Annotated in this window: 2 protein-coding genes and 1 pseudogene; all 3 read left to right on the top strand. The window is 68.5% G+C overall.

The features are described from left to right. A pseudogene (locus A612_RS00555) lies at positions 1 to 741 on the top strand (chromosome partitioning protein ParB); the annotation flags it as partial. Positions 742 to 802: 61 nt separating this feature from the next. After that, a complete protein-coding gene (locus A612_RS00550) occupies positions 803 to 1009 on the top strand; it encodes a hypothetical protein (protein WP_019372672.1) in 207 nt (68 codons plus the stop codon). A gap of 1097 nt (positions 1010 to 2106) precedes the next feature. Next, positions 2107 to 2421, top strand: coding sequence for a DUF736 domain-containing protein (locus A612_RS00545; RefSeq protein WP_019372671.1), 315 nt, complete (start codon positions 2107 to 2109; stop codon positions 2419 to 2421). Positions 2422 to 2440: the final 19 nt, after the last annotated feature.

The raw sequence follows: 2440 nt of genomic DNA, 5'->3' as shown, positions 1-2440 counted from the left end.
GGGAGCCTGTCCGACCGGCTGGCGCAGCGGTTGAGCGCCCACCGCACGGCGGCGCTGCAAATCGAAGTCGCGCGGCATCCGCACGTCGCGCTGGCCGCGCTGGTGCATGGCATGGTGCAGAGCGTCTTGCAACCCGACGCCTACGGCGACGGCCTGCCGCTGGGCGTGCGCCTCACGGTGCAAGACCGGCTAGAAGGCATGGCCCCGGACTGGCCGGAATCGCCCGCTGCCGTGGCGCTGCGCGAACTGCAAGAGTTGGCGGGCGAAGCCTTGCCGCAGGACAGCGCCGAACTGTTCGCCGCGCTGCTGGCGAAGTCGCAAGACGAACTGGTGCGGCTGCTGGCCGTGTGCGTGGCTTCCACGGTGGACGTGGTAACGCCCCGCGCCACGCCATACCAGCCCGGCGAGGAACTGGCGCAGGCCGTGGGCCTCGACATGGCCGCATGGTGGAAGCCGACCGCAGAAGGCTACTTCAAGCACGTTTCCAAGGCCGTGATTCTGGATGCCGTGGGCGCATTTGCACCGGAATCCGTCACCCGACTGGCGAAACGCAAGAAGGCCGACATTGCCAGCGAAGCCGAGCGGCTGGCCGATGGTACGGGCTGGATGCCCGCCATCTTCAAGGCCGAAGGCCCGCAGCAGGCAGTACGGGAAAGCGCGCAGGAGGCAGGCCCGGAGCAGGACGCACCGGAGGATGCCGAAGCAAGGGCGGATGAACCCGCCGAGGCGCTGGCCGCTTGACCCGCGCCGAAGGCAAGCGCCCCGGCCTCGACCGGGGCGCTTCGCTGGAAGGAGAGGCCCCATGACCCACATCACCAACAGCCGCCCGCGCATGGCGGCGATCTACGCCCCCGGCAAGGCACGCGCCCGCCGCTGGCACGGCGCAGGCGACGTGCGCGGCTACCGCCCGCCCTCGGGCTGGTCGGCTTGCGCCGACCTCACCGACATTCATCCCATCACGGGCCACGCCTTGCCGCGTGCCGTGTGGTGGCTCATCGAGACGAAGTAATAATCGCGTTCAGCACCGCGTCCAGGCCGTTCCGACCTGGACGCGGTGGACGCAAAATCCGGGCGCGGCAGTGGCCGCGCCCGGTGTTCCAAGCGCACAGCCGAATCGGAACGCCGTCGCCATCACCACAGTTCAGGCGGCGGCGTTGACGTGACCGGGCTTCCCGCCCGGCAATACCAGGCCCGCATGGACCTGCAAGCCGAAGCGCCCGCGGTGCGCAGGAATCACCAGCAGTTTTCGGCTTGCCGCGTGCATACCCCGCAGCGTAGGCCGCGCCCATTTCATCAGAGGCATGTCCGCGTTTCCTGTTTGGAAATCTGGAACTGCCTGGGCGTGTCGGCGCACTGCGCCGCCGGGCTTTCGGGCTGCGCCCCGTGCCGACTTCGCTGTCACGGCCATTCGGCTTCAATCCCTCACGCCTTCGCGCCTGCGGCGCTGCGCTTGCCTCCAAGGGAAAGCCCTGCGGGCTATCCCCGCCGCGCGCAGCTTGGCGCCTCTCGATGCGGCCAAACCGGCTGCGCCGGATCGGCCCGGCCAGCGCCCCGCCGCGATGAACGGAGCGCTGGCGACCACGCTGGCGCTTGCTGCGGCAGGTTGTGCAGGTGCGTGCCGTCCTCAACGCTGGCGGTTCCTGCCCATCACGTCACGATGGACGGTTCACGGACAACCCGCCCGGCATCGCTATGGAACTTCCACGCCACGCCTCAAGACCGGCACCGCAAGATGTGGCGGAGGCGTTCTCGCCTGTCGTTGCGGGGCTGACCTGGCCCGCGTCAGCGGGCGAGCCGGAGAAGCCTTCGGGCGGGGATGCCGAGTTGGCCCCATCTCCTTTCGGAGCGGTTCGGCCCAAGGCGTCCTTGTCTCGTTATGAATCCTGGCGGGGGCGCGGCTGCGCCTCGGGCTTCATGGCTGCAACCGTCCGGCGAAAACAATTTCCCCGCCGCTGCGCGGCTTCCTCGCGCAGCAAATTCTTTTCGCCTCCCGGCTCTCCACTGCGTTTCGACCGCAAGCGGTGCAGCCAGCCCGTCCCCCGCCGGCCGGATCACAACAAGGACGCGATGGGCGCGAACCTTGTTCAACCGAAAGGAGAAATCATCATGGCCAACATCGGCACCTTCACCGCAGACAAAGACGGCTTCACCGGCACGCTTCGCACCCTGACGCTCAACGTCAAGGTCAAGCTGGTTCCCAACGACAAGGGGGACAGCGAGAAAGCCCCGGACTTCCGCGTTCAGGCCGCCAGCCACGATATCGGCGCGGCGTGGAAGAAGACCAGCGAGGCCGGGCGGGACTACCTGTCCGTGACCCTCGATGACCCTTCGTTCCCGGCTCCGGTCTATGCCCGCCTGATTGAAGGCGAGGACGGCACGCACGACCTGATCTGGTCGCGCAGCAAGCCCCAAGCGGCGTGACCGCCGCAGCGCCCCGCCC

The organism is Melaminivora alkalimesophila, from assembly GCF_000282995.1.
Lineage (GTDB): Bacteria > Pseudomonadota > Gammaproteobacteria > Burkholderiales > Burkholderiaceae_C > Melaminivora > Melaminivora alkalimesophila.
This window is presented reverse-complemented; position numbering and strand designations above follow the sequence as displayed.

Bases quoted from the DNA above. Each gene is read 5' to 3' on its own strand.
- A612_RS00550 (WP_019372672.1), top strand. From the start codon at position 803: ATGACCCACATCACCAACAGCCGCCCGCGCATGGCGGCGATCTACGCC.
- A612_RS00545 (WP_019372671.1), top strand. From the start codon at position 2,107: ATGGCCAACATCGGCACCTTCACCGCAGACAAAGACGGCTTCACCGGC.